Here is a 23,612-nt window from a genome sequence, read left to right on the forward strand (position 1 = left end):
AAACCCACCATCAGGACTTTTCCGCCGAACGGGCGAAGTCGGCCCACACCGTTGACCACCGGCCACCAGCTCTTCACCTCACCCCCCTGCCCCGCTACGCGCGTTGACCGTAAGCTGCGCTCCACCATCCATCACGGGGCACACAAGGGGACGACATGCCAGCGAGACCTCAACGGCGCGGGGCGGGACGCCGGTTGGCCACGGGAGTCGCGGTGCTGGCCGCCGCGGCCGGGGTGCTGACCGCCGTGAGCCCGGCGGGTGCGGACACCGGCGCCGCCGCCCCGGACAAGCACCGGCCCGGGCGCACCGTAGACGTGCAGCTGCTGTCCTTCAACGATCTGCACGGAAACCTGGAGCCCCCGCAGGGCTCCTCGGGCACCGTCACCGAGACCCAGGCGGACGGCACCACCAAGACCGTCCCGGCGGGTGGCGCCGAATACCTCGCCACCTCCCTCCGTAACGCCCGTAAGGGCCACGAGTACTCGGTCACCGCCGCCGGCGGCGACATGATCGGGGCCAGCCCGCTGATGTCCGGGCTCTTCCACGACGAGCCGACCATCGAGGCGCTCAACAAGCTGGACCTCGACGTCACCTCGGTCGGCAACCACGAGTTCGACGAGGGTCGCGCCGAGCTGAGCCGGATGCAGAACGGCGGCTGCCACCCCAAGGAGGGCTGCTACGAGAAGGGCAAGACCTTCCCGGGCGCCGACTTCCCCTACCTCGCCGCGAACGTCACCGACGAGAAGACCGGCAAGCCCATCCTCAAGCCCTACACGGTGTGGAAGCACAAGGGCGTGAAGATCGGCTTCATCGGGGTCACCCTCGAGAGCACCCCGGACATCGTCACCGCCGAGGGCGTCAAGGGCCTGAAGTTCCACGACGAGGTCGAGACGATCAACAAGTACGCCAAGGAACTCCAGCGCAAGGGCGTGAAGTCGATCGTCGCGCTCATCCACGAGGGCGGGCTGCCCGCCTCCCCCTCGTACAACTACGACTGCGACAACGGCGGTGCGGGCAAGGGCATCTCCGGCCCCATCGTCGACATCGCCAAGAACATCACGCCCAAGGTGGACGCCCTGGTCACCGGCCACACCCACCAGGCGTACACCTGCACCGTCCCGGACCCGTCCGGCACCCCGCGCACGGTGACCTCAGCGGCCTCCTTCGGCCGTCTCTACACCGACACCACGCTCACCTACGACCGCCGCACCGGCGACATCGTGCGGACGAGCGTGAAGGGCGCCCACGCGGCGAACCACGTCGTGGACCGCGAGCAGCCCAAGGCCCCCGACATGACCTCGCTCATCGGGCGCTGGAACAAGCTGGCCGCCCCGATCGCCAACAAGCCGGTCGGCTACATCTCCGCCGACATCAACGGTCGCGGCTCCACCGCCTACGAGACCCCCCTCGGCGACACCATCGCCGACGCCCAGCTCGAAGCGCTCTCCCCGTCCGACAAGGGCGGCGCCCAGATCGCCTTCATGAACCCCGGCGGCATCCGCTCCGACCTCGCCTACAAGGCGTCGGGCAGCGAGGGGGACGGGGTGGTGACCTACGGCGAGGCGTTCACGGTCCAGCCGTTCACCAACATGATGAACGTGATCGACCTGACCGGCTCCCAGCTCATCACCGCGCTCCAGCAGCAGGTCAGCGGCGCCAACGAGGCGTCCCCGCGGATCCTCCAGGTCTCCAAGGGCCTCACCTACACCCTGGACCTGACCAAGTCCGGCAAGGACCGGATCGTCACGGACTCGGTGAAGCTGAACGGTGCGGCGATCGACCCCGCCAAGACCTACCGCGTCGCACTGAACGAGTTCATCGCGGGCGGCGGCGACGGCTTCCCCGCCTTCAAGGAGGGCAAGAACAAGCTCGTCGGCGCCTCCGACCTGGACGCGTTCACGGCCTACCTGGGCGCGCACTCGTCGCAGTCCTCGCCCCTGGACCCGCCGAAGGCGGACCGCATCACGATCGTGAAGTAACCCGGTGTACGCCGATGGCCCGGCCGCTTGTGGCGGCCGGGCCATCGTCGTGTCAGCGCAGCGCGTCCTCGATCAGATCGGCCGCCCGCACGCTGCCGCCCTCGGCCCGCACCTCGTCCCGAAGCCGCGCCGAGGTGCGCGCGACCTCCGGATCCGTGGTGAGTTCGAGCAAGGCGGCACGCAGCACACCGGCGGTGGCATCCGCCGTCTCAAGGCGGCGGGCCACGCCCAGTTCGACGAGCCGGTCGGCGTTCATGGCCTGTTCGGCGCCCTGCGGGACGGCGATCATCGGACAGCCGGTGTACAGCCCCTCGTTGCTGCCGCCCATCCCCGCGTGGGTAATGAACGCGTCCGCCCGCTCCAGGATCGCCAGCTGCGGCACCCAGTTGTGGACCTCGATGTTCGCCGGGATCTCCCCCAGCTCACCCGGATCGACGTACTTGCCGATCTGGAGCACCACATGCCACCCGGGCAGATCCCCGAAGGCCGCGACGCACTCACGGTAGAAGTCGGCCTGCCGGGTGTACGCCGAGCCCAGCGAGACCAGCAGCACCTTCTCCGCACCTGCGGGGCGCTCCCAGCCGCCCTGGTCGGCACGGTCCCCCAGACACGGTCCGACGAACGTCACCACCTCGGTGTTCACCCGGTCGGCGTTCGGCTGCATCGCACGGGGAATGAGCGCGACACAGCGCGGCGGCAGCCCCGAGAAGGCGTTCGGGTCCGTGGTGGTGGCGCCGGACTCCACCAGCCACGCCCCGAACTTCTCCTGATACGCGTCCGCCCCGGGAAGGCTCATGATCTGCCCCCCGAACTCGTCGTGGTAGCCCTCCCAGGCCACGATCGTCGGCGACAGCTGAACCAGCGGGCGCCCCTGTGTCTCGGCGAGCACCCGCGCGGGGTACGCGCCGATGTCGTACAGATACAGATCGGCCGGGTCGCGGTCGTACACGGCGCGCAGTTGGGGCAGGACGTGGATGGCGTCGTCCAGGAACAGGGTCATCGCGGCGATCGGGTCCTCCGGCCAGTCGTTGTCGACGACCGGCAGGGTGGACTCGAACGGCACGAACTCGGCGCCGGTCGGCGCGATGGCGTCCGCCATGTAGGGATCGTTGGCGTAGGTCACCCGGTGCCCGCGCGCCACGAGTTCACGGATGATCTCGAGGCTGGGGAGGGTGTGGCTGATGGCGGGGATGCCGACCATGGCGATATGGGCACGGCGACGGGACATAGGGGATCACTCGTTTCAGGTCTACGGCGAGATGGACACGACGGCCCGGCGCAGCGGCGATGTCACCGGTGCGCCGGGCGGAACGGCGTGTCAGCCGTAGATCTGAAGAAACGAGTCCATGCGGGAACGGTACCCCGGTCGGCGATCAGTCCGCCTCTCGATTTTCCGGCCTCAGCAAGCGGTAAGTGCCCGCTCAGCGCCGGACCCTAGGGTCGCGAACGCGACGGGCCGTCTGTTCTCCCTCCCTCTCCCGACGGGCCGTCGCGCCTAACTTTCCTGGACGCGGTCGAAGTCCCCGGCCTTGGCCCCACGTATGAAGGCGCGCAGGACGGCGGGTGTGGTGGTCAGGATGACGTCGGGGGCGTCGCTCTCGCGCAGCGCTATGCCATTGCCGTCGGCGGCGACGTTCACGCAGTTGGATGCGTCCGCGCTGTAGGAGGACTTACGCCACAGATACGTGGGCACGTTTCTCACCTTTCACATGCTGCGCATGATGCCGTGGATGAAGTCCCGCGACTGAGCCGGCTTGAGGGCGGTCGCCTCCATCCGTTCGAAGAGGGCTCGGTACTTGGCCAACTCAGCCACCGCGTCGATGAACTGACACCCGTGAGCTGAGTCGAGCTGCACCGTGTCAAGCTGTGGCACGGCGCCAGACACATAATCGAACGATTGCCCTGTCCCAGGGAAGGTTCCGCCGCCACTGAACGGGATTACCCGGACGTTGATGTTGTCCAGCTCGCCCATCGCGATGACGTGTTCGAGCTGTGCGCGCACCGTGCGCACCCCACCGAACTCCATCCGCAGGGCGGCCTCGTGGATGATCGCGGTGTACGACACCGGTCTGCCCTCATGGAGAATCGCCTGGCGCTTCATCCGGTAAGACAGCCGGTGCTCCACCTCGTAAGCCCTCAACGGCGGAGCCGCTTCCCGCAACACTGCCCGGGCGTGATCGACGGTCTGCAACAGCGCGGGGATATGGATGACCACCGCGACGCGGATCTCCCGGGCATGCTGCTCCAGCTCCGCCAGATCGGCGAAACTGGCCGGAAGGTGTTCCCGATACTCGTCCCACCAGCCTCGTGTGCGCCCGCCTGTCATCTCCGCCATCGCGTCCACCAGATCGTCCTCCGCGCAGCTGTAGTTGCGTGCGAAGAGCCGCACACGATCCGCGCTCACCGGATATCGACCGGCCTCGATACTGCTCAGACGAGCCTGAATGATCCCGTGCCGCGCGGCGGCAGCGGTTGATGACAAGCCCGCGCGTTCCCGGAGCTTGCGCAGCTCTGTCCCCAGGCGTCGCTGGGTCAGGGTCGGGGTGTTGCTCGGCGGCATCCGGATCTCCCTATGTCACCCACACGAAGTCATTTAGCAGCCTTGCTGCTGATTTCGTAGCAGGTCTACCACCGACTGCCATACGGTGTGGCCCAAGCCACCCAACTCCACCCGACCGAGGGAGTCTCCATGGCCAACGTACCGCCGTCCTCCGACCCCTGGACGTACTCCCTCCGCCTGCCCAACGACCCACGGGCCGCACGCATCTCACGCGCCACCCTCCGGGCGGTCCTCTCCTCCCACGGCATGGCCGAGCTGACCGACACTGCGGAACTCCTCACCTGCGAGCTGGTCACCAACGCCGTCCGCCACTCCGACGGCCCGGCCCAACTCCGCATCCGCCACCTCTGCGAGAACCGCCTCCGCGTCAGCATCTGGGACACCAACCCCACCATCCCCGCACCCTTCGACGCCCCGCCCAGCCCCCTCGACCGCTTCACGGCCCTCACCGAGGCCGCCGCCAACCTGGACGCGACCTCGGGGCGCGGCCTGCTCATCGTCCGGCTGTGCGCCGACAACTGGGGCGGCTACCCCCTCGCCGACGACCTCTTCGGCATCAGCGGCAAGCTGCTCTGGTTCGAGCTCACCCCGCAGCAGCACGCATACGAGATCGCCGCCTGACCTCGCACGGACCTTTCCCCCAATCGGGTGATCACCGGTCATTTGCCCCGTGCACATGCTCCGATGACCCTACGTTCACATACATGGTCAGTTCGCGGCACGAGGCCGCACATCGCATCTTTCAAGAACGACCGGAGTTACTCGCGCCGGTATTCCGCATATTGGACGTCCCGCTGCCGAAGGAAGCAGCCGTCGAGGTGCTCACCCCCGACGCCACGGAGATCCGCCCGTTGGAGCGGCGCGTGGACAGCGTGTTGCGCGTCGATCCGCCTGACGGCGGCGGCTTCCTCCTGGCCATCGAGGCTCAGGGACGCCCCGACCCGGACAAGGCCGTCAGCTGGGCCTACTACCTGGCGTTCCTCAAGGCGAAGCACAAGCGCCCGGCGCTTCTCCTGGTGGTCTGCCAGGACAAGTCAACCGCCGACTGGGCGGCGGGGCCCTTCCGGCTCGGCCTGGGCGACTGGACGGCACTGTCCGTACACCCACTGGTCCTAGGCCCCGGGAACGTCCCGGTGATCCTGGACCCCGAGGAGGCCGCCCAGGACCTGACCCTGGCGACCTTCTCGGCCCTGACACATGGCAGCCACCGGGACGCCCCGGCCATACTGAAGGCGCTGGCTCGCGCCATGGGAACGGCCGACCCGGAGTCCGTCAGCTACTACTCGGAATTGCTGGAGATCGGCCTGGAGGGCTTCCCGGCCAAAGACACTTGGAGGAACGAGATGAGCGTGGGTACCTACTTCCCCGGCCGTGGCACCCTCATCGAGGAGACCTTCCTGAAGGGCAAGGCAGAGGGACAGACCGAGGAGCGTGCGCTGGCGGTGCTGCGCGTCCTGGAGAAGAGGGGAGTCGCCATCCCGGCCGAAGCACACGACCGCATCACCGCCTGCACCGACCTGGACGCCCTCGGCCGTTGGCTCGACCGCGCCGTCACCGTCTCCCAGACAGAAGAACTCTTCGCTGAGGACGACTGACGACCATGGCCGTAGTGGGTAGCTACTTCCCCGGTCGGGGGACCCTCATCGAGGAGACCTTCCTCAAAGGCAAAGCGGAGGGCGAACGCCATTCGCGGGTACAGGGCGTGCTCCGCGTTCTGGAGAAGCGAGGGATCGCCTCCCCGCCCGAGACCCGCGACCGCATCACCCACTGCACCGACCTCGACGCCCTGGACCGCTGGTTCGACCGCGCCTTCACCGTGTCCACCGCCGATGAGCTCTTCGCGGAGGAAGAGCCGGGCTGGTAGATCACCGGGCGGGGCCGGGACCGAGCCAGGGGCCGGTGCCACCGGCCGGCGGCCGCCGACGCGGCGGGAGGGGGTGGGGTCGGAGGGGTGGTGCCCTGGACTCTTACGTGTATTTGTGGCGCCAATCCCCGACCAACACAACGCTCCCGGCCAACGGCGCCGTAAATATACGGTCCAGGGCGCCGCCCCGGAGGCCCCGCCCCCGCCACCCACCACGAACAGCAGGCGCACCCCAGCAACCACCGCGTACCCGCCACCCACCACCCAACCGACCGCGCGCCCCACCGCGCACCCCAGCGACCACCGCCCACCGCACCGCGCACCCGCCCCGTGCCACCGGCCGCCCCCGGAACCCACGCCGAACCCCCACCCATCCGGCACCGACCGTGCCTACCCTGGTGGCTTCTGAACGGCGAACAACAGTCACCGGGGGGACGGGGCCTCATGGATCCCGCAGCCATAGCCACACTGGTCCAGGAACTCTTCGTCGCCGACGGGCCGGTGGACCGGCCCGTCCGCATCGCCTCCCTCGTCGCCTTCCAGGGCGACCACCGCACGCTCACCGAACGGGACCTGCCCCGGATCGCCTCCGCGCTCGCCGAAGAACTCAGCGAAGAGATCACCGGAGAAATCGCCGAAGAGACCGCCGATCAGGCAACGCGCCCCGCGCTCACCGACGCGCTCGCCCGCACCCTCCACTCCCTCGGCACCGTCGACCTGGACGACCTACGGGCCGTCCGCCTCGGCCACGAAGCCTTCGCCCGCCACCTCGCCATCGCCGCCCCCGACGCCGACGAGGAACTCAACCCGGCGGACGCCCATACGCACGCCTCGCTGCGCAAGGCCGTCTGCGCGCACATCCTGCGCTTCCTCACCACCCGCTCCCCCTTCGTCGCGGCCGCCGAGGACGCCGCGTTCGAGGAGCGCTACGCCCAGGACATCATCGCCGCCCACGACCACCTCACCATCTACGGCATCGATCTGACCCACTCCCCCGACAGCTGGCCACTGGACGCCGCCTATCTCAGCCTGGAGACCGAGACCGACGGGAGCGGCCCCAGCGCCCCCGCCGAGCAGGCCCTCGCCGGACGCACCCGGGTGCTGCTGTGGGGCGTGGCGGGGTCGGGCAAGACCACGCTGGTGCAGCGGCTCGCGGTCTCCGTGGCGCGCGGCGACCTCCCGGCCCCGCTGGAGGGGCTGCGCGGACGGGTGCCGTTCGTGCTCCCCGTGCGCCGGTTCCGCCGCGACGGCTTCCCGGAGCCGGACGCCTTCCTCTCCGCCGTCCGCTATCCGCACGCCGCCGCACAGCCGCCCGGCTGGGCCGAACGGGTGCTGTCGCGCGGGCGCGGGCTGCTGCTCGTGGACGGCGTGGACGAGGCGCCGGAGGACGAGCGCGAACGGCTCCGCGAAGCGCTCCGCGAACTCCCCACCCGCTATCCGGGAAATGTCTGGCTGGTCACCTCCCGCCCCTCGGCCGTACGGGAGAACTGGCTCGCCTCCGAGCGCTTCACCGAGCTGAAACTCTCCCCGCTCAGCCGCGAGGGCGTCACCGCGTTCATCCGGCGCTGGCATGCGGCGGCCCGCCAGGACATCACCGACCCGATCGATCTGGACCGGCTCAGCGGTTACGAGGAAACGCTGCTGGACGCCGTAAGGATTACCCGGGACCTCGGGCGGCTGGCCACCAATCCACTGATGTGCGGTCTGCTGTGCGCACTGCACCGGGACCGCCGCGGCTATCTGCCGCGCGGCCGGAAAGCCCTCTATGACGCGGCCCTTTCCATGCTCCTGGAGCGGCGCGACCGCGAGCGCGCCATGCTGCCGCCGGATGGAATCGACCTCCCCCAGGAACCGAAGATCCAGCTGCTCCAGAAGCTGGCGCACCGGATGCTCGTCAACGGCCGGTCCGAAATGGACCGGGCCACCGCCCTCGAGACGCTCGGCCGGTACATCCCGGCCATTCCGCACGCGGCGCGGCAGGGCGGGCCGGAGGAGATCTACCGCCATCTGCTCAACCGGACCGGTCTATTGCGCGAGCCCACACCCGGTTCGGTCGATTTCGTGCACCGAACGTTCCAGGACTATCTCAGCGCGAGAGCGGTCGTCGAACGGCACGATTTTGACTTCCTGATCGACCACGCACACCTGGACGACTGGGAAGAAGTGATCAGAATGTCCGTCGCCCTCGCCCGTCCCGATGAATGCGCCTACCTCCTGGAGGGGCTGCTGGCGGCCCGTAAAGACGCCCGCCCGGTCCATGCTCGCCATCGCAAACTCCTGGCGGCCGCATGTCTGGAACACGCTACGGAGCTGGACCCCGAGGTGCGTTCCCGGGTGCATCGCTATACCCGTGATCTGGTACGCCCGACCTCGCTGGAAGGGGCCCGGGCGCTGGGCTGGATCGGGCCTATCGTGCTGGAAATGCTGCCCGATCCCAGCGGGGTATCCGATGAGGAAGCCCACCGGCTGGCCGTCACCGCCACCTCGATAGCCGACGACCGCGCGATCGACTATCTGGTCCGGCTGCGGGACCGCGCCTCCTGGGCGGTACGGGCGCAGCTCGCGGGCGCCTGGCGGCGATATGACACCGACCGTTACGCCGAGGAAATCATCGCCCATCTCGATGAGCGGGAACTCGACTTTCCGGTGTCGGACCCGGAGGAGCTGCGGGCGCTGCGCCGGCTGGGCGGCCGCCCCTGCGTCCAGATAGCCGGGGCGTTCACCCCGGAGCAGCTGGCCGAGGGCCTGGTGGCCGAGCGGCTGACCGAGCTGTGGCTCGCCTACGACCTGGGCGCGGACCTGGACCTGAGCTGGCTGGCGGTCTTCCCGCGACTGGAGATCCTGCGGCTGAGCCACCGCAACGCGGAGGTGACCGGCGTCCCTGAGGGCGTCCAGGTCATCGTGGCGGGCGCCTGAGAGGCGTCGAGGGGCGTCCCGGAGGGGGTTGGACCTGCCCGGCCTCCCGGGGCGTCACAGGACCCCTCAGGGCGCGCCTGCGCGGCACCCGCACAAAACGGCTCGCACAAGCGACTGGCACAAGCGGCTGGCACAAGCGGCTCGCACAAGCGGCTGGCACAAAACGGCCCGCACAAAACGACTCCCGCACAAGCCGCAACCGCACAAGCCGCACCCCGCACAAGCAAGCCGCACCCACGCAAAAGGGGGCCGCCCCGGACCGGGAAACGGTCCGGGGCGGCCCCGAGGCGACGGACGGCTGCGCGTCACGCCTCCTTGCTGAGGTTCGGGCCCGCGCCACCGGCGGCGGACTCGATCGGCGGGGTGTCCGGCAGCGCCGACTTCTCCTCGCCGCGGAAGGTGAACTTCTTCTCCTCACCCTCGCCCTCGGTGTCCACGACCACGATGTGGCCCGGACGCAGCTCGCCGAAGAGGATCTTCTCCGAGAGCACGTCCTCGACCTCGCGCTGGATCGTCCGGCGCAGCGGCCGGGCGCCCAGGACCGGGTCGTAGCCCCGCTTGGCCAGCAGCTTCTTGGCGTCACCGCTGAGCTCGATGCCCATGTCGCGGTCCTTGAGCCGCTCGTCCACCTTGGCGATCATGAGGTCGACGATCTGGATGATGTCGTCCTCGGTGAGCTGGTGGAAGACCACGGTGTCATCGACACGGTTCAGGAACTCGGGGCGGAAGTGCTGCTTCAGCTCCTCGTTGACCTTGGCCTTCATCCGCTCGTAGCCGGTCTTCACATCGCCCTGGGCGGCGAAGCCCAGGTTGAAGCCCTTGGAGATGTCCCGGGTGCCGAGGTTGGTGGTCATGATGATCACCGTGTTCTTGAAGTCCACGACCCGGCCCTGGGAGTCGGTCAGCCGACCGTCCTCCAGGATCTGGAGCAGCGAGTTGAAGATGTCCGGGTGGGCCTTCTCGACCTCGTCGAAGAGGACCACGGAGAACGGCTTGCGGCGCACCTTCTCGGTGAGCTGGCCGCCCTCCTCGTAGCCCACGTATCCGGGCGGGGAGCCGAAGAGCCGCGAGACGGTGTGCTTCTCGCTGAACTCCGACATGTCGAGCGAGATCATCGCGTCCTCGTCGCCGAAGAGGAACTCGGCGAGGGTCTTGCTGAGCTCGGTCTTACCGACGCCGGACGGGCCCGCGAAGATGAACGAGCCACCGGGGCGCTTGGGGTCCTTGAGGCCCGCACGCGTACGCCGGATGGCCTGGGAGAGCGCCTTGATGGCGTCCTTCTGGCCGATGACGCGCTTGTGCAGCTCGTCCTCCATGCGCAGCAGCCGGGAGGACTCCTCCTCGGTGAGCTTGAAGACCGGGATGCCGGTGGCCGTGGCCAGGACCTCGGCGATCAGCTCCTCGTCGACCTCGGCGACGACGTCCATGTCGCCGGCCTTCCACTCCTTCTCCCGCTTCGCCTTGGCGGCCAGGAGCTGCTTCTCCTTGTCGCGCAGGCCCGCGGCCATCTCGAAGTCCTGCGAGTCGATCGCGGACTCCTTCTCCCGGCGCACATCGGCGATCTTCTCGTCGAATTCGCGCAGGTCCGGCGGTGCGGTCATCCGGCGGATCCGCATCCGGGAACCGGCCTCGTCGATCAGGTCGATCGCCTTGTCCGGCAGGAAGCGGTCCGAGATGTAGCGGTCGGCCAGGGTGGCGGCCGCGACCAGGGCCGAGTCCGTGATCGAGACGCGGTGGTGCGCCTCGTAGCGGTCCCGCAGACCCTTGAGGATCTCGATGGTGTGCGGCAGCGACGGCTCGGCGACCTGGATGGGCTGGAAGCGGCGCTCCAGGGCCGCGTCCTTCTCCAGGTACTTGCGGTACTCGTCGAGCGTGGTCGCGCCGATGGTCTGGAGCTCGCCCCGCGCCAGCATCGGCTTCAGGATGCTCGCGGCGTCGATCGCGCCCTCGGCGGCACCCGCACCCACCAGGGTGTGGAGCTCGTCGATGAACAGGATGATGTCGCCGCGGGTGCGGATCTCCTTGAGCACCTTCTTCAGGCGCTCCTCGAAGTCACCGCGGTAGCGGGAGCCGGCGACCAGGGCGCCCAGGTCCAGGGTGTAGAGGTGCTTGTCCTTGAGGGTCTCGGGCACCTCGCCCTTGACGATGGCCTGGGCAAGGCCCTCGACGACCGCCGTCTTGCCGACGCCGGGCTCGCCGATGAGGACCGGGTTGTTCTTGGTGCGGCGCGAGAGCACCTGCATGACCCGCTCGATCTCCTTCTCGCGCCCGATGACCGGGTCGAGCTTGGATTCGCGGGCGGCCTGGGTGAGATTGCGGCCGAACTGGTCCAGGACGAGCGAGGTGGAGGGAGTGCCCTCCGCCGGGCCGCCGGCGGTGGCGGCCTCCTTGCCCTGGTAGCCGGAGAGCAGCTGGATGACCTGCTGCCGCACCCGGTTCAGATCGGCGCCCAGCTTCACGAGGACCTGGGCGGCGACGCCCTCGCCCTCGCGGATCAGGCCGAGCAGGATGTGCTCCGTACCGATGTAGTTGTGGCCGAGCTGAAGGGCCTCGCGGAGCGACAGCTCCAGGACCTTCTTGGCACGGGGGGTGAAGGGGATGTGCCCGGACGGGGCCTGCTGCCCCTGCCCGATGATCTCCTCCACCTGCTGGCGGACCGCCTCGAGCGAAATCCCGAGGCTCTCCAGGGCCTTAGCGGCGACACCCTCACCCTCGTGGATCAGGCCCAGGAGGATGTGTTCGGTGCCGATGTAGTTGTGGTTGAGCATCCGGGCTTCTTCCTGAGCCAGGACGACAACCCGCCGCGCGCGGTCGGTGAACCTCTCGAACATCGTTAATCGCTCCTCAGAGCGGTCAGAAAGATCGGGGACGATCCCCTCCCTGTCCTTCCGCATGCTAGTCCCGCAACCCGGGACAGCTCATTCCAACTGCCGACAACCGTCCGGATCACCCCCGCTCGCACGGGGCAAACAGCCACTGGCCTCCTGCCCGAACAGCCGACAACTGCTTCAACCCGATGGTGCGAGACGATGTTCCCGCAGGCCAGGCATCTACGCCCACCGCCAGTACGCCGATGGCGAACGCCGCTTACTCCTGACACGCGGACCGCCCCTCCCCACTAGGGATGTCTTACCCGCAAGCACAGATACTCCATGCCGTGGAGGCCGGTTCCATCCGCTATGGGCGAACAACCTTGCGCCCGTTCACCGGCCCTGTAGGGCCCCTTATGGGTACGGGACGCATACGGGCCGGTACGGACCGTCATCGCGTACGGAGATCATCACGTACGAACGCGACCGCCCGCGTAACCAAGCGGGCGGGCGGGGAGTTCTGCTGGGCATGATCCTCAGGGCCCACGGCGCGGAGCCGTCCGCGCCGGCCGCCCGGTCTCGCTGGTACGAGCGGGAGCTGGGCTGGCCGACGGCCGGCAGCGATCCCGTCGAATTGCTCACGGGGGTGGCCTTCGACGTCATCGAACTGCCGGCCGTGGCCGGTTTCGCGATGCTGCGGCGCGTACCGCGGACCGGTCCGGTCGCGGTGGAGGGCGCCTGGATGCGGCTCCTGGTGGCCGTCGGCAGCGCGGACGAGCTTCCGGGGCTGCTCGACTGGCTGGAGTGGGGCGGAGTGTCCCTGGACCTGGGCGCGATCGGCGCCGGAGGCCGGATCACCGCGCCATGCCCCGCCCGCTCCTGGCCACCGTCCCTGGCCGCCGGGGCGCCCGGTGGGCGATGCCCGCAGGAGGCCGCCGTATGGCTGCGACCTCCCGACGCGAAGGGCGAGGTGGAGCCGACGCTGCCGAGGGCAGGCTTCGGGGGCGATGGGGGCGCCCCCGATCTCGTACGGCTCGTGAGCACGGCGGCCACGGAGTGCCACCGAGCCCGGTTGGTGCGCGCCCTGCCACTGCCCAGGCAGCGGCGAGCCGGGGAAGGGTGACGCGCTCAGCCGTTGGCCTTCTCATACGCCTCACGGACGGTCGCCGGAACACGGCCGCGGTCGTTGACCTCGTAGCCGTTCTCCTTCGCCCAGGCGCGGATCTTCGCGGTGTCCTGACCGGCGCCACCCGCCGCCGCGCGCGCCTTGCCCCGGCCACCGGAGGCCCGGCCACCGGTGCGCCGGCCGCCCTTGGTGTACGGCTCCAGGGCGTCACGGAGCTTGTCCGCGTTGGTGGTGGTGAGGTCGATCTCGTAGCTCTTGCCGTCCAGAGCGAACGTCACGGTCTCGTCCGCCTCGCCGCCGTCGAGGTCGTCGACAAGAAGGACCTGAACCTTCTGTGCCATGGGGTTCCTTTCAGGGAAAACGGGGGGCTCGGGGGCGCGGCGTTAGCCGCTGATGACTCACCCCCCAGGTAATTACACTACGGGAGAATAGGAAACCGCTTTTCCCGGAAAAACACAAACCCCTCGCGAAGGTTCGACCGATCCACCAAGCGGGAAGGCTCATGGAAGGTCATGTTCCGGAGCTATGTGATAGGGGAGCGATTCGGACATAGGGCCCGCGATCACAGTTGCAGAAGCATCCGGCTGTTGCCAAGGGTGTTCGGCTTCACCCGTTCGAGACCCAGGAACTCGGCGACGCCCTCGTCATAGGAACGCAGGAGCTCGCTGTAGACATCGCCGTCCACCGGCGTCTCGCCGATCTCCACGAAGCCGTGCTTGGTGAAGAACTCGACTTCGAAGGTGAGGCAGAAAATGCGCCGCACGCCCAGCCAGCGTGCGGTCTGTAGCAGCTTGTCAAGCACCAGATGCCCTACACCGGTGCCCTTGAGAGTCCGATCGACGGCGAGAGTGCGGACCTCCGCGAGGTCTTCCCACATGACGTGCAGCGCTCCACAGCCAATGACCTCAGCGTCGTCGTCGCGCTCGGCGACCCAGAACTCCTGGATGTCCTCGTAAAGCGTCACGGTGGCTTTGTCGAGCAGGATGCGATCGTCCACGTACGAGTCGATGAGACGGCGCACTGCCCGAACATCGCTGGTCCGGGCACGGCGGACGGTGACTACTTTTGATAGTGGGGAGGACATGAGCGGACGCTATCGCCCCGGGTCATCGCCCCGACTCACCGGGGCTCTCCCCCGGCTCCCCCAGTTGTGCGACGCGCATGGCATCCCGTAGTGCGTCGCGCTGCTCTTCGGACATCATCCCGAAGAACGCGACGAGTGCGGCCGCTGGGTTGTCACTGGTCGACCACGCTTCGTTCATCAGTGCGGCCGAGTAGGCGGCACGCGTGGAGACCGCGGCATATCGATAGGCGCGGCCTTCCACCTCACGGCGCAGCCAGCCCTTGTGATGCAGGTTGTCCATTACGGTCATGACCGTCGTGTAGGCGATCGAGCGTTCCCGCTGAAGGTCTTCCAGGACTTCCCGGACCGTGACCGGGCGGTTCCACTTCCACACCCGCGTCATGACCGCGTCTTCGAGATCTCCCAATGGCCGAGGCACACCGAGAATAATAGTGGGAGATGTCCCGAATGTCGGGAGGGTTGGACGGGAAATGCCACACGCCCCGGGACGCGACGCGTCCGCGGGGCGTGGTCCGGCGTGATCGGTCCGATCAGGAGGAGGTCTCGCGCTCCGGCACCGGGCGCTCGGCCTCGCCGCTGGCCGCCAGCGCGGCGTCCACCGCGGCGTCCTCCTTGGACTTGTTGGCGCCGCCCTGGCTCTTCACCATCGTCACGATGAGCGCGGTGAAGGCCACGGCCATCACCACGGGCGGGATCAGCGCGGAGACGTAATCCATGGCTCTCGGCCTCCTTTTGCTCGAGACCACCAGATTACGCCGCGCGCCGTGGCCTCCCGGAGCCGGGCACCGGTCCCGGGCGGGGCGTCCCGGGCCGGCGGGTCATGCGGAGCGGGTCCCGGCCCCGGACGCGAGCCTCGAGTCCTGCTCCGGGGGTGGCGAGGGGCGGCGGCGCTTGGGCGGGAAGACCTCCGCCGGCGTGGGCACCGGACGCCCCGGGCGCGGCGCCCGGCGGCCCGGCTCCCTCCGCTTCGGCTCCTCGCGATCGCCGTGCTCCGGCGGCGTGGGCTTCTTACGGGGCTCACGCTTCTGCTCGTCGGACTGGAGCACGACCCCGGGCCCCCTCCGGGCCCCCTGCTCGGCCGTCCCGGACGCCACCGAGACCCCGCCGGGCAGGGCGCGCAGCCGGGGCGCCACGGGGCGCGTACGCGGCTCCACAACGGCGCCGACGGCACCGGCGCGCTCCGCGAGCCGGGCGCGTACGCCCCGCTCGGCAAGGCGCTCGCAGTGGTTCAGCAGCGCGCGCCGGCGCGTCGCCTCGCCGCCCCCGGCGGCCGACCCGCACAGCGCGCGGAGCGCGGCCAGATCCTCGGCCAGCGGCTCGTAACCGGTCGCCAGGGCGCCCTGGAGCTGCTCGAGATAGCCGACGGCGGCGCCGGGCAGGGCGGCGCGGTAGCGGGCCAGCTCGTCGAGCAGGAACGCTCGCAGCCGCCCGCCCTCGCGGACCGCTTCGTCCACGGCCTCGGCGAGCCGGAGACAGTCCTGGACCTCCTCCGCCCGGTCCGGGCCGAGGGGGCCGGCGGAGGGGGTGACGGGGTCGGGTTGGAGGGCGATGGCGAGGGCGCGTCGGAGCACACGCAGCTCATCCGCACTGAACGCCATTCCGCCGCGGGATCCATATGGCGTGGGCATGGGGCGACTTTAAGTGCTAAGCGGACAAATTTCGCTGAGCGCAGGACGGTGCGGCGCGTTGCGGACGCCGAGCCGCCATACGGGGGAAGCGCCGGACGGGACCGCGCCGAGGCGGCCCCGTCCGGACCCGGCACCCGGGGGCGGACCGTCGCATCCGGGTGCCGGTGTACATGGTTGACGGCCGTTCCGCTTGTCAATACGGAATTCGATGTGCCGTCTTTCCCTTGACCACCCCTTGCCCCATTGGCGAAGAGCGATCAGTTGCGCAGGACGAATCCCGAGTGCGGGAATTCGTTTCGTAATGCCGTCAATGCGGTCGAGCACCCGGGTGAAGAGCAGGTGAAGAGCTGATCGCCGGTGCTCAGCCGCGCGAGACGTTCCGCTCGTAGACCAGTCTGAGGCCGATCAGGGTCAACCAGGGCTCATGCTCATCGATCACTGAGGATTCTCCTAGCACCATGGGCGCCAGACCGCCGGTGGCGATCACGGTGACATCCTCGGGGTCCTGGGCGAGCTCGCGCGCCATACGGCGGACGATTCCGTCCACCTGGCCGGCGAAGCCGTAGAGGATGCCGGACTGCATGGCCTCCACCGTGTTCTTACCGATCACGCTGCGCGGGCGGGCCAGCTCGATCTTGCGCAATTGCGCCCCGCGTACGCCCAGCGCCTCGACCGAGATCTCGATGCCCGGCGCGATCACCCCGCCCACGTACTCCCCGCGCGCGCTGACCGCGTCGAAGGTCGTCGCGGTGCCGAAGTCGACCACCACGCACGGGCCCTCGTAGAGCTCCACGGCGGCCAGCGCGTTGATGATCCGGTCGGCGCCGACCTCCTTGGGGTTGTCCACCAGGATCGGCACACCGGTCTTCACGCCCGGCTCGACCAGGACGGACGGCACATCGCCGTAGTAGCGCCGGGTCACCTCGCGCAGCTCGTGGAGGACGGAGGGGACGGTGGAGCAGATGGAGATGCCCGCGATCCCGTCACCCAGCTCCTCGCCGAGCAGCGGGTGCATGCCCATCAGCCCCTGGAGCAGGACGGCGAGTTCATCGGCGGTGCGGCGGGCGTCGGTGGAGATCCGCCAGTGCTCGACGATCTCGTCGCCGTCGAAGAGGCCCAGCACGGTGTGGGTGTTCCCGACGTCGATGGTCAACAGCATGGGCGGCACCGCTTCCGGTCGGGCTCACGGCCGAGGGCGAGCCCCGGGGTGGTGGGTGGGGCGACGGGCGGGCGTGTGTTTCCGACGTCGATGGTCAGGAGCATCGCTTACTTCTCCTCGGCCTCGCGCAGGTCCAGGCCGATGTCCAGGATCGGGGAGGAGTGGGTGAGCGCGCCGACCGCCAGATAGTCGACGCCCGTCTCGGCGTACGTACGGGCGCGTGCGAGCGTCAGCCGTCCCGAGGACTCCAGCGCGGCGCGCCCGGCGACCAGCTCGACGGCCTCGCGGGTCCGCTCCGGGGTGAAGTTGTCCAGCAGGATGAGATCGGCGCCCGCCGCCAGGACCGGCGGGATCTGCTCCAGGGTGTCGACCTCCACCTCGATCGGCACATCCGGGAACTCGGCCCGTACGGCGCCGAACGCCTCCGCGACCCCGCCCGCCGCGATCACGTGGTTGTCCTTCACCAGCGCGGCGTCCGAGAGCGACATCCGGTGGTTGACCCCGCCGCCGCAGCGCACCGCGTACTTCTCCAGGGCGCGCAGCCCCGGTGTGGTCTTACGGGTGTCACGGACCCTGGTCCTCGTCCCCTCCAGGGCGTCGGCCCAGGCGCGGGTCGCGGTCGCGATACCGGACAGCCGGCACAGCAGATTGAGCGCGCTGCGCTCGCCGGTGAGCAGGTCGCGGGTGCGGGTGCGGACGCTGAGCAGCTTCTGGCCGGGCTCCACCCGGTCGCCGTCCTCGACATGCCGCTCGACCTCGAACTCGTCCGTGCAGACCACGGACAGGATCGCCTCGGCGATCCGCAGCCCCGCGACGGTGCCCGCCTCACGGGCCGTGAAGTCGCCGGTGGCGAAGGCGTCCTCGGGGACGGTGGCCACGGTGGTGACGTCCACGCCCTGGTCGAGGTCCTCCTCGATGGCCATATGGGCGATGTCCTCGACCTGGACGGGGTCGAGTCCGGCGCGGATCAGCAGCCCGGCCAGATCGGGGTCGAGACCGCACTCCATCGGGTCGAGTTCACCGTCGTCACCGCCGCAGCCGCAGGCGTCGCCGCAGCCGCCCCCCTCACCGGGGCCGCCGATCTGGAGCAGCGGCAGGGACACGGGTGGCTGACGGTCTTCGGAAGTGCTGCTGCTCACGGGCGGGACTCCGTCTCGGCTCGGGGGGTGGTCGATGGGGGAAACGCTTCGGAGTCCGTGGCACGGACATCGAGGGCGCCGTCCGGGCGGAGGGTGACCAGCAGATGGCGGCGCCAGGCGGTGTCGTCCCGCTCGGGGCGGTCCTCGCGCCAGTGGCAGCCGCGGGTCTCCTCGCGGCGGAGCGCGGCGGCCACCAGGACCCGGGCGACGAGATGGAGGTTGGTGGCCTCCCAGGTCTCGACCCCGGGCTCGGCCGTCTTGCCGTCCCGCCGCAGCTGCGCCACGGCGTCGTCCTGGACGCGGTCCAGCCGGTCGGCGGCGCGGGCCAGGCTCTCGGCGGAGCGGAGCACCCCGGCGCCGTGGGTCATGATGTGCTGGATCTCGTAGCGGGCCTCGGAGGCGAGCAGGGGCGCGTCGCCGGAAGCGGCGGGAGCCGATGGCCGCTCGCGTCCCGCGGACTCCGCCCCGGCGGTCATGACCGCCGCGGTGGTGTCCTCCGCGGTGATGTCTTCGGCGGTGACGTCCTCGGCGATGCGCTCCGCGAAGACCAGGCCCTCCAGAAGGGAGTTGGAGGCCAGCCGGTTGGCGCCGTGGACGCCGGTGCAGGCGACCTCCCCGCACGCGTAGAGGCCGGGGACGGTGGTGCGCCCGCGCAGATCGGTGCGGACCCCGCCGCTCGCGTAGTGCGCGGCCGGGGCGACCGGGATGGGCTCGGTCACCGGGTCGATGCCGTGCGCGCGGCAGGCGGCGAGGATGGTCGGGAAGCGCCGCCCCCACATCTCGGCCCCGAAGTGGCGCGCGTCCAGGTACATGTGCTCGGCGCCGCGCTCCCGCATCCGCCGCATGATGCCCTTGGCGACGATGTCGCGGGGCGCCAGCTCGGCCAGTTCGTGCTGCCCGCGCATGAACCGCACCCCGTCGGCGTCCACGAGGTGGGCGCCCTCGCCGCGCACCGCTTCCGAGACCAGCGGCTGCTGGCCCTCCGCGTCCGGGCCCAGCCACAGCACCGTGGGATGGAACTGTACGAACTCCAGATCGCTGACCTCGGCCCCCGCGCGCAGCGCGAGCGCGACCCCGTCGCCGGTGGAGACGGCGGGGTTGGTGGTGGCGGAGAAGATCTGGCCCATGCCGCCCGTGGCGAGCACGACCGCGTCCGCCCTTACGGCGCCCACGCCGTCCCGCTGGCCCTCGCCCATGACGTGCAGGGTGACCCCGGCCGCCCGGCCGGAGCCGTCCTTGAGCAGATCGAGTACCAGGGCGTTCTCCACGGTCTCGATACCGGCCGCGCGGACCGCCTCGACCAGCGCCCGGGAGATCTCCGCGCCGGTCGCGTCGCCGCCCGCGTGGGCGATCCGGCGGCGGTGGTGGCCGCCCTCGCGGGTCAGCAGGATCTCGCCGGTGGCGTCGTCGGCGTCGAAGCGGGCGCCGGTGGCGATGAGCCGGCGCACCGCGTCGGGGCCCTCGGTGACCAGCGCCCGCACCGCCTGCTCGTCGCAGAGCCCGGCACCGGCCACCAGGGTGTCGTCCAGGTGTTGCCCGGGGGTGTCGCCCTCGCCGAGGGCGGCGGCTATGCCGCCCTGGGCCCAGCGCGTGGAGCCGTCGTCCAGGCGGGCCTTGGTGACCACGGTGACCTTGGCCCCGGCCGCGGCGCAGCGCAGCGCCACGGTCAGCCCGGCGACCCCGGAGCCGACGACCACGACATCGGCCTCGGTGGCCCAGCCGGGGGCGGGGGCGCGCAGGGCGGTGGCGGGGGCGGCGGCCACGGCCGCCGGGCGCCCGGTCGGACGGGTCATCGGGCGGCTCCGATCCACAGGCGGACGTTGTCTATCAGGCGGGTGGCGCCGACCTTCGCGGCGACGGCCAGCACGGCCTCGCCAGTGTGGCCGTCGGAGACCTCGGTGAAGTCGGCGGGGTCGACCAGGGCCAGATAGTCCAGGACGAGCGGCGGTTCGAGCCCCGCCGCCTCGTCGAGCACCGTCCGCGCCGCGGACCGCACCGCGGCGGGCGACGCGACCCGTATGAGCTCGTGCTCCTCGGACCCGGCCGGGCCCTCCCCGGCCGCCAGCAGCCCCGCGTCGCGCCCCGCGAACAGCGCCCGGGACAGGGCCAGCGCGGTGTCCCGCTCCTGGGCCGTCAGATAGCGGTTACGGCTGGAGAGGGCGAGCCCGTCGCCCTCCCGGACGGTGGGGACGCCGACGATCTCCACGGGGAAGTTCAGATCGCGGACCATCCGGCGGACCAGCGACAGCTGCTGGGCGTCCTTCTCGCCGAAGAAGGCGATGTCCGGGCGGGTGAGATGGAGCAGCTTGCCGACGACGGTGAGCATCCCGTCGAAGTGGCCGGGGCGCGAGGCGCCCTCGTAGCGCTCGCCCAGGGTCCCGGCGGTGATCCGGACGCCCGGCTCGCCGCCCGGATAGACCTCCTCGGCGGTGGGGGCGAAGACGATGTCCGCGCCCGCCTCGGCCGCCACCTTGAGGTCGGCGTCGAGGGTGCGCGGATAGCGGTCGAGGTCCTCGCCCGCGCCGAACTGCAACGGGTTGACGAAGATGGTGACGGTCACCATGCCCTTGGCGCCCACCCGGGCGCGGGCGGCGCGGATGAGCGAGGCGTGCCCGTCGTGCAGCGCGCCCATGGTCATCACGACGGCCGTGCGCCCCGGCACGGCGAAGTGGGCGAGCGCCGCGTCCAGATCCGGGCGATGACGGAACAGCTCCACATCCGGCTCCCCTGGAAGCGCCTTGGTCCACAGCTTCGGGCTCATGCCTCACTACCTCCCCGGCCCCGCGCGTCGGTCACGTCCGAGAGCACGCCCAGCAGGTCCTCGGCGAGCTCCGGCTTGAGCAGGCCGTGCGCGAGCGCCCGGTCCGCGGTCGTACGGGCCATGGCCAGATACCCGGCGACGGCGTGCGGGGCGTGCCGCCGCAACTCGGCGACATGGGCGGCGACCGTGCCCGCGTCGCCGCGCGCCACCGGGCCGGTGAGCGCGGCGTCGCCGCTGCGCAGCGCGTTGTCCAGCGCGGCGCCGAGGAGGGGGCCGAGCATCCGGTCGGGGGCCTCGACCCCGGATGCGCGCAGCAGCTCCAGGGACTGGGCGACCAGCGTGGTGAGGTGGTTGGCGCCGATGGCGAGGGCGGCGTGATAGAGCGGACGGGACTCCTCCGCGATCCACTCCGGCTCCCCGCCCATCTCGATGACCAGCGCCTCGGCCGCCAGCCGCAGCTCCTCGGGCGCGGTGACGCCGAAGGAGCAGCCGGCCAGCCTCTGGACGTCCACCGAGGTGCCGGTGAAGGTCATGACGGGGTGCAGCGCGAGCGGCAGCGCACCGGCCCGCAGCGCGGGCTCCAGCACGCCGACGCCGTAGCGCCCCGAGGTGTGCACCAGCAGCTGGCCGGGGCGCACCGCACCGGTCTCGGCGAGGCCGCCGACCAGCTCGGGCAGCGCGTCGTCGGGGACGGTGAGCAGCACCAGCTCGGCCCGCGCCAGCACCTCGGAGGGCGGCACGACGGGGACTTCGGGAAGCAGGGCGGCGGCCCGGCGCACGGAGGCGTCGGAGACACCTGACGCGGCGACCGGGCGGTGCCCGGCGAGTCTCAGCGAGGCGGCGAGGGCCGGGCCGACGCGGCCCGCGCCGACGACCCCGACGGTGAGCCGGGCAGGTCGGTCCTGCGGCTCAGGCAGTGGTTGAGCGTTCACGCGACAACGGCCTTCCGTTCCAGTCCTCAGGGGGTACCGGACGATTCCCCGCCATGCTACGCGAGTGTTTCCGGGGGGTTTGGCCGCACGCCCGGGCCTGTGGACAACTCTGTGGTCCGATGGACAGGCGTGCGACATGATCAGCCCATGACGGACGGGACGGACGAGCCAGACGAGGCAGACGAGGCAGACGAGATGGACGGCACGGGCGGCGGGACGGAGCGGGCCGCGCGGGCTCGCCGCCTCGCGGCCTGGCACGGCGCCGAGCGGACGCTCGCCCGCGGGCCCGCCGAGGTGCGGATCGCGGAGCGGCTGGCCGCCCTCACCACCGCCCTCACGGCCGGCACCGCGTCGTACGACGGGGACGGCTGGGTGGACATCTACGGCGACGGCATCGTCGAGGAGCTGGAGCGGCGGGTCGCCGGGCTGCTCGGCATGGAGGCCGCGGCGTTCTTCCCCACCGGCACCATGGCGCAGCAGGTCGCGCTGCGCTGCTGGGCGGGGCGCACCGGCAGTCCGGTGGTGGCGCTGCATCCGCTGGCCCATCTGGACATGCACGAGCGGGACGCGTATCTGACGGTGAGCGGGCTGCGCGCGGTGCGTCCGACCGGCGAGCCGCGGCCGCCCACCGCCGAGGAGATCCGGGGCCTGGACGAGCCGTTCGGCACCCTCGCCCTCGAACTCCCCCTCCGCGACGCCGGATTCGTGCTGCCCGAGTGGGACGAGCTGGTCGCGGCCGTGGCGGCGGCCCGGGAGCGGGACGCGGTGGTGCACTTCGACGGGGCGCGGCTGTGGGAGTGCACGGCGCACTTCGGCCGGGAGCTGCCGGAGATCGCCGCCCTGGCGGACTCCGTCTATGTGTCCTTCTACAAGTCGCTCGGCGGCCTCTCGGGAGCGGCGCTGGCCGGGCCCGAGACCCTGGTGACCGAGGCCAGGGCGTGGCGCCACCGGTACGGCGGCCAGCTCTTCCAGCAGTGGCCGGTGGCGCTGGCCGCGCTGGACGGCCTGGACCGCGAGCTGCCGAGGCTGCCGTCGTACGTGGCGCACGCGCGGGTCGTGGCCGAGGCGCTGCGGACGGCGTTCACGGCCGCGGGGGTGGGGTGGTCCCGGGTGCACCCGGAGGTGCCGCACACCCACCAGTTCCAGGTGTGGCTGCCGTATCCGGCGGCGGTGCTGGACGAGGCGGGGGTGCGGCAGGCGGAGGAGACCCGGACGGTGCTGTTCCGTCGCTGGCGGGAGCCGGGGCCGCCCGGCCTGGCCATGACGGAGCTGACGGTCGCCTCATCCGCACTCGAGTGGACGGCCGACGACGTCACGGCCGCGGCCGGTGCCTTCCTCACCCGGGTCCGGGAGCTCACGGAGGGCTGACCGGCGCCGCGCGAACACCTCCCGGACCGCCCTTACGGAGCGCAGGGCATCCGTAAGGCGGCCACGGCGGCCGCAGCGGCGGACCGGGCGGCCCTCCGTCACGGCCCGGAAGTCGCGGTACTCCCGCAGCTCCCGGAGGGTGCGCCAGTCGTGCGGGCCCGGTGCGGGCGGGGCGGGCTCGCCGCGCTGGGCGGCCCGGTACAGGTCGAGTGCGTACTGCTCGGTGAGGGACATGGCTCGAGGGTCCGCCCGGCCCCGGGCGCCGGTCACGCCGTTTGACGATGGG

At 70.7% G+C, this 23,612-nt stretch carries 22 protein-coding genes; 7 read left to right on the forward strand and 15 right to left on the reverse strand.

The genetic code is table 11. The annotated features are described in order from the left end of the window. The first annotated feature begins 155 nt into the window (after positions 1–155). Complete coding sequence (locus ABD329_RS04300) at positions 156–1,979, forward strand: bifunctional metallophosphatase/5'-nucleotidase (protein WP_198280898.1); 1,824 nt, start codon at positions 156–158, stop codon at positions 1,977–1,979. Between the two features lie 52 nt (positions 1,980–2,031). Here ABD329_RS04300 and ABD329_RS04305 read toward each other — a convergent pair whose 3' ends face one another. From ABD329_RS04305 to ABD329_RS04315, 3 genes are all read right to left on the reverse strand, one after another. After that, positions 2,032–3,207 carry a macrolide family glycosyltransferase gene (locus ABD329_RS04305; protein ID WP_198280897.1) on the reverse strand — a complete coding sequence of 392 codons (1,176 nt, stop codon included), beginning with the start codon at positions 3,205–3,207 and terminating at the stop codon, positions 2,032–2,034. A 267-nt stretch (positions 3,208–3,474) separates the two neighbouring features. Beyond that, positions 3,475–3,672 carry a DUF397 domain-containing protein gene (locus tag ABD329_RS04310; protein WP_198280896.1) on the reverse strand — a complete coding sequence of 66 codons (198 nt, stop codon included), beginning with the start codon at positions 3,670–3,672 and terminating at the stop codon, positions 3,475–3,477. A 12-nt stretch (positions 3,673–3,684) separates the two neighbouring features. Continuing rightward, the gene (locus tag ABD329_RS04315) at positions 3,685–4,539 is read right to left on the reverse strand and encodes a helix-turn-helix domain-containing protein (RefSeq protein ID WP_198280895.1); all 855 of its coding nucleotides are present in this window, start codon (positions 4,537–4,539) and stop codon (positions 3,685–3,687) included. Between the two features lie 129 nt (positions 4,540–4,668). Between ABD329_RS04315 and ABD329_RS04320 the strand changes: the two genes are divergently transcribed. The 4 genes from ABD329_RS04320 (at position 4,669) to ABD329_RS04335 (ending at position 9,319) form a co-directional block, all read left to right on the forward strand. After that, positions 4,669–5,160, forward strand: coding sequence for an ATP-binding protein (locus ABD329_RS04320; protein WP_344315977.1), 492 nt, complete (start codon positions 4,669–4,671; stop codon positions 5,158–5,160). An 83-nt stretch (positions 5,161–5,243) separates the two neighbouring features. Continuing rightward, on the forward strand, positions 5,244–6,134 hold the full coding sequence (locus ABD329_RS04325; protein WP_198282360.1) for a hypothetical protein: 891 nt from the start codon (positions 5,244–5,246) through the stop codon (positions 6,132–6,134). A 5-nt stretch (positions 6,135–6,139) separates the two neighbouring features. After that, complete coding sequence (locus tag ABD329_RS04330) at positions 6,140–6,403, forward strand: hypothetical protein (protein WP_198282361.1); 264 nt, start codon at positions 6,140–6,142, stop codon at positions 6,401–6,403. 444 nt (positions 6,404–6,847) lie between these two features. Continuing rightward, the gene (locus tag ABD329_RS04335; RefSeq protein ID WP_344315978.1) at positions 6,848–9,319 is read left to right on the forward strand and encodes an NACHT domain-containing protein; all 2,472 of its coding nucleotides are present in this window, start codon (positions 6,848–6,850) and stop codon (positions 9,317–9,319) included. Positions 9,320–9,624: 305 nt separating this feature from the next. Here ABD329_RS04335 and ABD329_RS04340 read toward each other — a convergent pair whose 3' ends face one another. Continuing rightward, positions 9,625–12,150: an ATP-dependent Clp protease ATP-binding subunit gene (locus ABD329_RS04340; RefSeq protein ID WP_137978521.1), complete on the reverse strand. Its 2,526-nt coding sequence runs from the start codon at positions 12,148–12,150 to the stop codon at positions 9,625–9,627. A gap of 508 nt (positions 12,151–12,658) precedes the next feature. On the opposite strand from ABD329_RS04340, the gene ABD329_RS04345 reads away from it, so the two are divergent. After that, positions 12,659–13,252, forward strand: a complete 594-nt coding sequence (locus ABD329_RS04345; RefSeq protein ID WP_344315979.1) for an SCO3374 family protein — start codon at positions 12,659–12,661, stop codon at positions 13,250–13,252. 5 nt (positions 13,253–13,257) lie between these two features. Here ABD329_RS04345 and ABD329_RS04350 read toward each other — a convergent pair whose 3' ends face one another. From ABD329_RS04350 to ABD329_RS04395, 10 genes are all read right to left on the reverse strand, one after another. Further along, entirely contained in the window at positions 13,258–13,596 is a 339-nt protein-coding gene (locus tag ABD329_RS04350) for a histone-like nucleoid-structuring protein Lsr2 (protein WP_037960512.1), read from the reverse strand. Positions 13,597–13,817: 221 nt separating this feature from the next. Beyond that, the gene (locus ABD329_RS04355) at positions 13,818–14,339 is read right to left on the reverse strand and encodes an amino-acid N-acetyltransferase (RefSeq protein ID WP_078559538.1); all 522 of its coding nucleotides are present in this window, start codon (positions 14,337–14,339) and stop codon (positions 13,818–13,820) included. Positions 14,340–14,361: 22 nt separating this feature from the next. Beyond that, complete coding sequence (locus ABD329_RS04360) at positions 14,362–14,757, reverse strand: BlaI/MecI/CopY family transcriptional regulator (RefSeq protein WP_075200364.1); 396 nt, start codon at positions 14,755–14,757, stop codon at positions 14,362–14,364. A gap of 112 nt (positions 14,758–14,869) precedes the next feature. Then, complete coding sequence (locus tag ABD329_RS04365) at positions 14,870–15,055, reverse strand: hypothetical protein (protein ID WP_344315980.1); 186 nt, start codon at positions 15,053–15,055, stop codon at positions 14,870–14,872. A 102-nt stretch (positions 15,056–15,157) separates the two neighbouring features. Continuing rightward, complete coding sequence (locus ABD329_RS04370; RefSeq protein ID WP_344315981.1) at positions 15,158–15,967, reverse strand: hypothetical protein; 810 nt, start codon at positions 15,965–15,967, stop codon at positions 15,158–15,160. Between the two features lie 361 nt (positions 15,968–16,328). Then, positions 16,329–17,126, reverse strand: a complete 798-nt coding sequence (locus ABD329_RS04375) for a type III pantothenate kinase (RefSeq protein ID WP_020870373.1) — start codon at positions 17,124–17,126, stop codon at positions 16,329–16,331. 107 nt (positions 17,127–17,233) lie between these two features. Next, positions 17,234–18,265, reverse strand: a complete 1,032-nt coding sequence (nadC, locus tag ABD329_RS04380; protein WP_309142952.1) for a carboxylating nicotinate-nucleotide diphosphorylase — start codon at positions 18,263–18,265, stop codon at positions 17,234–17,236. Further along, positions 18,262–20,058 carry an L-aspartate oxidase gene (locus ABD329_RS04385; RefSeq protein WP_344315982.1) on the reverse strand — a complete coding sequence of 599 codons (1,797 nt, stop codon included), beginning with the start codon at positions 20,056–20,058 and terminating at the stop codon, positions 18,262–18,264. Before ABD329_RS04385 ends, nadC begins: the two co-directional genes overlap by 4 nt. Further along, positions 20,055–21,026 (reverse strand): pantoate--beta-alanine ligase, encoded by a 972-nt coding sequence (gene panC, locus ABD329_RS04390; protein ID WP_198280183.1) that lies wholly within the window; start codon positions 21,024–21,026, stop codon positions 20,055–20,057. The genes ABD329_RS04385 and panC overlap by 4 nt, the downstream gene beginning before the upstream one ends. Further along, a complete protein-coding gene (locus tag ABD329_RS04395; protein WP_198280184.1) occupies positions 21,023–21,958 on the reverse strand; it encodes a Rossmann-like and DUF2520 domain-containing protein in 936 nt (311 codons plus the stop codon). The genes panC and ABD329_RS04395 overlap by 4 nt, the downstream gene beginning before the upstream one ends. Positions 21,959–22,105: 147 nt before the next feature. Between ABD329_RS04395 and ABD329_RS04400 the strand changes: the two genes are divergently transcribed. After that, on the forward strand, positions 22,106–23,326 hold the full coding sequence (locus ABD329_RS04400) for a threonine aldolase family protein (RefSeq protein ID WP_198280185.1): 1,221 nt from the start codon (positions 22,106–22,108) through the stop codon (positions 23,324–23,326). Here the strand turns inward: ABD329_RS04400 and ABD329_RS04405 are convergent. Beyond that, positions 23,240–23,560: a hypothetical protein gene (locus ABD329_RS04405; RefSeq protein ID WP_198280190.1), complete on the reverse strand. Its 321-nt coding sequence runs from the start codon at positions 23,558–23,560 to the stop codon at positions 23,240–23,242. The two genes, ABD329_RS04400 and ABD329_RS04405, sit on opposite strands and share 87 nt — an antisense overlap. Positions 23,561–23,612 lie beyond the last annotated feature (52 nt).

The sequence above is a fragment of the Streptomyces javensis genome (assembly GCF_039525925.1).
Lineage (GTDB): Bacteria > Actinomycetota > Actinomycetes > Streptomycetales > Streptomycetaceae > Streptomyces > Streptomyces asiaticus.

What these genes read in the sequence shown, in the direction of transcription:
- ABD329_RS04325 (WP_198282360.1), top strand. Translation starts at nt 5,244, where the DNA reads ATGGTCAGTTCGCGGCACGAGGCCGCACATCGCATCTTTCAAGAACGA.
- ABD329_RS04370 (WP_344315981.1), bottom strand. Translation starts at nt 15,967, where the DNA reads ATGCCCACGCCATATGGATCCCGCGGCGGAATGGCGTTCAGTGCGGAT.
- ABD329_RS04300 (WP_198280898.1), top strand. Translation starts at nt 156, where the DNA reads ATGCCAGCGAGACCTCAACGGCGCGGGGCGGGACGCCGGTTGGCCACG.
- ABD329_RS04345 (WP_344315979.1), top strand. Translation starts at nt 12,659, where the DNA reads ATGATCCTCAGGGCCCACGGCGCGGAGCCGTCCGCGCCGGCCGCCCGG.
- panC (WP_198280183.1), bottom strand. Translation starts at nt 21,026, where the DNA reads ATGAGCCCGAAGCTGTGGACCAAGGCGCTTCCAGGGGAGCCGGATGTG.
- ABD329_RS04400 (WP_198280185.1), top strand. Translation starts at nt 22,106, where the DNA reads ATGACGGACGGGACGGACGAGCCAGACGAGGCAGACGAGGCAGACGAG.
- ABD329_RS04355 (WP_078559538.1), bottom strand. Translation starts at nt 14,339, where the DNA reads ATGTCCTCCCCACTATCAAAAGTAGTCACCGTCCGCCGTGCCCGGACC.
- ABD329_RS04305 (WP_198280897.1), bottom strand. Translation starts at nt 3,207, where the DNA reads ATGTCCCGTCGCCGTGCCCATATCGCCATGGTCGGCATCCCCGCCATC.
- ABD329_RS04330 (WP_198282361.1), top strand. Translation starts at nt 6,140, where the DNA reads ATGGCCGTAGTGGGTAGCTACTTCCCCGGTCGGGGGACCCTCATCGAG.
- ABD329_RS04350 (WP_037960512.1), bottom strand. Translation starts at nt 13,596, where the DNA reads ATGGCACAGAAGGTTCAGGTCCTTCTTGTCGACGACCTCGACGGCGGC.
- ABD329_RS04315 (WP_198280895.1), bottom strand. Translation starts at nt 4,539, where the DNA reads ATGCCGCCGAGCAACACCCCGACCCTGACCCAGCGACGCCTGGGGACA.
- ABD329_RS04340 (WP_137978521.1), bottom strand. Translation starts at nt 12,150, where the DNA reads ATGTTCGAGAGGTTCACCGACCGCGCGCGGCGGGTTGTCGTCCTGGCT.
- ABD329_RS04365 (WP_344315980.1), bottom strand. Translation starts at nt 15,055, where the DNA reads ATGGATTACGTCTCCGCGCTGATCCCGCCCGTGGTGATGGCCGTGGCC.
- ABD329_RS04405 (WP_198280190.1), bottom strand. Translation starts at nt 23,560, where the DNA reads ATGTCCCTCACCGAGCAGTACGCACTCGACCTGTACCGGGCCGCCCAG.
- ABD329_RS04385 (WP_344315982.1), bottom strand. Translation starts at nt 20,058, where the DNA reads ATGACCCGTCCGACCGGGCGCCCGGCGGCCGTGGCCGCCGCCCCCGCC.
- ABD329_RS04375 (WP_020870373.1), bottom strand. Translation starts at nt 17,126, where the DNA reads ATGCTGTTGACCATCGACGTCGGGAACACCCACACCGTGCTGGGCCTC.
- ABD329_RS04335 (WP_344315978.1), top strand. Translation starts at nt 6,848, where the DNA reads ATGGATCCCGCAGCCATAGCCACACTGGTCCAGGAACTCTTCGTCGCC.
- ABD329_RS04320 (WP_344315977.1), top strand. Translation starts at nt 4,669, where the DNA reads ATGGCCAACGTACCGCCGTCCTCCGACCCCTGGACGTACTCCCTCCGC.